Source organism: uncultured Meiothermus sp., assembly GCF_937863175.1.
Taxonomy (GTDB): domain Bacteria; phylum Deinococcota; class Deinococci; order Deinococcales; family Thermaceae; genus Meiothermus.
On record NZ_CALMCQ010000308.1, the window covers coordinates 1 to 4,344 of the forward strand.

Genomic DNA, 4,344 nt, shown 5'->3' on the forward strand with positions numbered 1-4,344 from the left:
TAGAAGGAAAAAAGCGAAGAAGCGGGGTTTGTGGGGGACGTGAGCCAGGTAACTCTGGGCGTAAATCCCCCCTAACAGCCACAAAAAAGTAGTCAGAAGCAAAAATCCACGGCTGAGGGTATCGCTGGCAAAATAGCTATCGAGCAAAAGCCAGGGGGGTCTTACCTCGAGGTCACCCAGCACCAGTAACCCCAGCGCCGGAACCACCCCCCAGGGCGCCAGCCACATGACCGCTGCCCGCCAGCGCGGCACAGCCAGCGCCAGGCCCAGCAGCAATGGCAGGCCTGGGGTCAGCAACAGCAGGGCCTCGCTCATGGGTCGTACTCTCCCTGCGCAAACCTCCGCGCCCAGACCAGGGGGCTGAACGGCGCATCGGCCAGCAGTCCCATGCCCAGAACCAGCAGGCTGGTTGCCAGGGGGGGCAGCAGTAGCATCCAGGAGGTTTCCCCGCCAGATTGACTGGGTCTGGGCACATCGGCTCTGGGTGCAACAAACCAGGCGGTATACAGTATCGGCAGAAAGTAAGCCGCATTTAGCAGGCTGCTGGCCAGGAGCACCAGCACAAAAGCTGGGTAGGAACTCTCCAGCGCCCCCAGGCCCAGATACCACTTGCTATAAAAGCCCACCAGCGGCGGCAGGCCAACCATGCCTAGTGCAGCCAGACTAAAAGCGGCCATACTCCAGGGCATCCGCTGGCCGATCCCGGCCATCTGGCTCACCTTTTTTACGGAAAGTACCTCCGAGAAATTTCCCGCACACAGAAAGAGGGTAATTTTCATCAGCCCCTGGTGTACCAGATGCACCAGGCCGCCAGCCGTAGCCAGCGGCCCTAACAAAGCCACGCCCAGCACAATATAGGAGACCTGGCTAACGGTGGAGTAGGCCAGCCGCCTTTTCAGATCATCCTGTCGCAGGGCCATGAGGGAGCCGTACAAAATGGTGACGGCAGCCCAGAGGGCCAGGGGCAGACCGAGCTCGAGGCGATCCAGCAGATCCACTCCAAATACATCGTAAACCACCCGTACCACCCCAAAAGCCCCAGCCTTTACCACGGCTACAGCATGTAAAAGCGCACTGACCGGGGCCGGGGCTACCATTGCTACTGGCAGCCAGCCATGAAGTGGGAAAAGGGCTGCCTTGACTCCCAGGCCAGCCACCAGCAAGGCAAACATCAGGGCCAGGGTGATGGGTTGCTGGGCATAAACTGCCTCCAGTCCAGCGGGGTGGGCAAAGTCTGCCGGGCCCGCGAGCACCGTCAACCAGACCACTCCCAGCAAAAGCACCACCCCCCCGCCCAGGGTGTAAACCAGGTAAACCCGTCCGGCCCGGAAAGCCTCCGCGGTGCCCCGGTGTACTACCAGGGGATAAGTGGTTAGGGTGAGCAGCTCGTAGAAGACAAAAAAAGTGGGTAAATTGCCAGCCAGGGCAATACCGGTAGTAGAGAAAACGCAAAGGCTAAAGAAGCCGAAAAAGCGGCTTCGGTGGGGGGAGCCCTCCAGGTAGCCCACGGCGTACAAAGTGGTCAGGAGCCACAGTACCGCCGATAATGTCCCAAAGAAGACCGCCAGATAGTCGGCCCGCAAAACCAGGTCTATACCAGGCAGGAAGGGCCAGCGCAATTCATAGATGTCCCCCTGCCCAACCCTGTACATAACCCACAAGAGCAGCAGCAGTTTGAGCAAAGCGCCCGCCAGGTTGATGGCGGTTCGTAGTCGTACACTGGTCTCGGCAAGAAAGAAAATCACCAGCCCTGGAATTAACGAGGTCAGCAGAATGGCCAGCAAGACCAGGCCGCCCTCGTTCATCGGCCCACCTCGAGTAGCCGGAGTACAGGCAGGGCTAAAAAGCCCAGTAGTACTGAAACTATCGCAAGTGCAAGCGCCACCAGTTCCACCATAGGGAAAGCCGCTTTGGGCTGGGCTGGCTGCTTGGGGTCTGCTATGGCCCGGGTCAGTATGCGGAACACATACCCTGCACTAAGCAGCCCCCCCAGCAGAGCCACTACTGCCCAGAGCCACTGCCCAGCGGCAATGGAAGCTTGTAGCAGCAGCCACTTGGCCACAAAGCCACCGCTTGGCGGCAGGCCCATCAGGCTGGTACCGGCCAGAGCAAAGGCCGCCACCGAGAGGGGCAGGCTCTGTAGCAGCCCGCGTAACTCACTCAACCGGTCGTGTCCAAAGGCCAGCAGCACACTGCCTGCCGCCAGAAACATGGCCGCTTTGGCAAAAGCGTGCGACAGCACGAAATAAACCACCACCACCTCGCCTCCGGCCCCCAGCATTGGGAAGGCCAAGAAGGGGTAGCCGAGCTGGGCCACGGTGGAGTAGGCAATCAGGGGCTTGAGTTCTCTGGCCCGCAGAGCGTACAGCGAGCCCCAGAACACCGCCCCTGCTCCTAGCAGGCCCAGCAAGAGGCCGCTGGTGGCTTCGGTGGGGAACACCTCGAGCCACAAGCGCAGCAGCAGATATAAAGAGCCCTTGACCACCAGCCCCGAGAGCAGGGCGCTTACCGGCGCGGTGGCGCTGGCGTGGGCCGGGGGCAGCCAGAAGTGCAGGGGAAAAAGCGCGGTTTTGAGTAGCAGCCCGGTGGTCATCAGGGCCAAAGCCACTGCGCTGGCGGGATCCAGGCTGATCACCCGGCCCAGGGTTTGCAGGTCGAGGGTAGCGTACTCGGCATAGAGCAGCCCCACCCCCAGCAGGTAAACCAGTGAGCCCAGCAGACTGGCCAGCAGATAGCGGTAGGCCGCAACCAGTGCGCGGGCCTGACCCCCCAGAGCAGTCAGGGCCACCGCCGAGAGACCCAAGAGCTCGAGGGAGACGTATACATTGAACACATCACCCGAGACAAAGAGCGCATTCAGGGCAGTCCATAGAAACAGACTGAGCGCCCAGAAGGGATGGGCCGGGTTCTTGAAGTAGGCCAGGGCATAAAGCATTATCGGGCCAAAAACCAGCGCGGTTAACAGCAACATCAACGTGCTCAGCCCGTCGGCGTGCAGGCTAATGCCCAGTGGCGGGTGCCAGCCGCCCACTGCGTAGCGCTGGACTCCTGACTGAATCAGTTGCAGGCTCAGGCCCAGCACCGCGACCCCCGTACCCAGCCAGACCAGCAATGCCACCCTGGCCCCCTGGGCAGGCCATAGGAATGCCAGGACTGCCCCTGCTAACGGGATCAGTACCGCCCAGACTATCCAGGGAAGCTCACTCACACGTCGGCCTCGTCGCTCAGACTGGACTTGCCGGTGGTCTGCTTGATTCTTACCGCCAGGGCCAGGGCCAGGGCGGTTGCGCTCACCGCAACCACGATCCCGGTAAGCACCAGGGCCTGGGCCACCGGGTCGGCGTGGTCGGCTGGGCTGCGGCTGCCCCAGGCAATAAAGAGCAAGAACACCCCGGTGCTCAGGATATTCAAGGCCAGAACCTGTCGCAGTAGATGGGTATGTACAAACAGGGCATGCAGACCCATCGCTACCAGCCCCACCCCAGCCAGCAAATACAACAGCGTACTCATGGCGATGGCGACCCAGTACTGCCCGGTGGGCGTCCCAGCAGGAGGATGGCCAGGGTGGCCGCCACCGATACCGTAAGGGCAAACTCGATCAAGAGAATCAGGCGTTTGGCTGTCTCGAGGCGGTACTCCAGCAGACTGCCCCCAACCATGGCCAGCATCCCCACTGCCAGAAAGGACAGCAGACCTGCCCCCAGGGCCAGCCGTAATGGCCAGGCCGCTCCCTGCATGCGCCACCCGGTCAAGAGCAGCAAGACCAGCAGACCCCCCAGCACCGCCCCGCGCTGGAAAGCCCCACCGGGCTGGTAGGCTCCTACCCAGACGATATACCCCGCGACCAGCAGGCCCGGTGGCACCAGCAGGCTGACCATGCCCCGCAGCACTGTTGCCGCAGCCGGTAGCCCAAGCTCGGTACTGCTGACGACCCAGACTCCGACCACCGCCAACAACAGCACCGCGACCTCGAGCAGGGTGTCGTAGGCCCGGAAGTTGAGGAGCACTGCAGTGACCGGGTGTTCCACCCCGCTTTGCCAGAGCTGCGCAGAAGCCTGGCGGGCCAGCCCATCCGAGTGCCCCGGTTGCGCCAGTACAACCCAGCCCAGCCCTGCACTGAGCAGCAGGGCCAGCCCGGTCAGTACCCGGTACGGAGCCTGTCTGGACACTTCTACAGAAATCCCTAGCTGTCGCAGGGCCGAGAGGAGCAGGGCTCCGGTCAGCGCGGCTCCGATCGCAGCCTCGGCCATTGCTACATCGGGCGCCCGCAGCCGTACATAGGCCAGGGAGGCTAGCAGCCCGAAGCTGATGAAAAGCACCACCGACAAAAACAGGTCGGGGGTG

4 protein-coding genes and 1 pseudogene are annotated in these 4,344 nt (G+C 62.3%); all 5 read right to left on the reverse strand.

Annotated features, from left to right (window positions below):
* Positions 1-315 (reverse strand): annotated as a pseudogene (locus Q0288_RS11755) (hypothetical protein); the annotation flags it as partial.
* A complete protein-coding gene (locus tag Q0288_RS11760) occupies positions 312-1,805 on the reverse strand; it encodes a proton-conducting transporter membrane subunit (protein WP_299430630.1) in 1,494 nt (497 codons plus the stop codon). The gene Q0288_RS11760 and the pseudogene Q0288_RS11755, both read right to left, overlap by 4 nt.
* Positions 1,802-3,208 carry a proton-conducting transporter membrane subunit gene (locus tag Q0288_RS11765; protein ID WP_299430632.1) on the reverse strand — a complete coding sequence of 469 codons (1,407 nt, stop codon included), beginning with the start codon at positions 3,206-3,208 and terminating at the stop codon, positions 1,802-1,804. Before Q0288_RS11765 ends, Q0288_RS11760 begins: the two co-directional genes overlap by 4 nt.
* Positions 3,205-3,510, reverse strand: coding sequence for an NADH-quinone oxidoreductase subunit K (locus tag Q0288_RS11770; protein ID WP_299430635.1), 306 nt, complete (start codon positions 3,508-3,510; stop codon positions 3,205-3,207). Before Q0288_RS11770 ends, Q0288_RS11765 begins: the two co-directional genes overlap by 4 nt.
* A partial coding sequence (locus Q0288_RS11775; RefSeq protein ID WP_299430637.1) for a hydrogenase subunit MbhD domain-containing protein occupies positions 3,507-4,344 on the reverse strand: 838 nt, incomplete at its 5' end. The genes Q0288_RS11775 and Q0288_RS11770, both read right to left, overlap by 4 nt.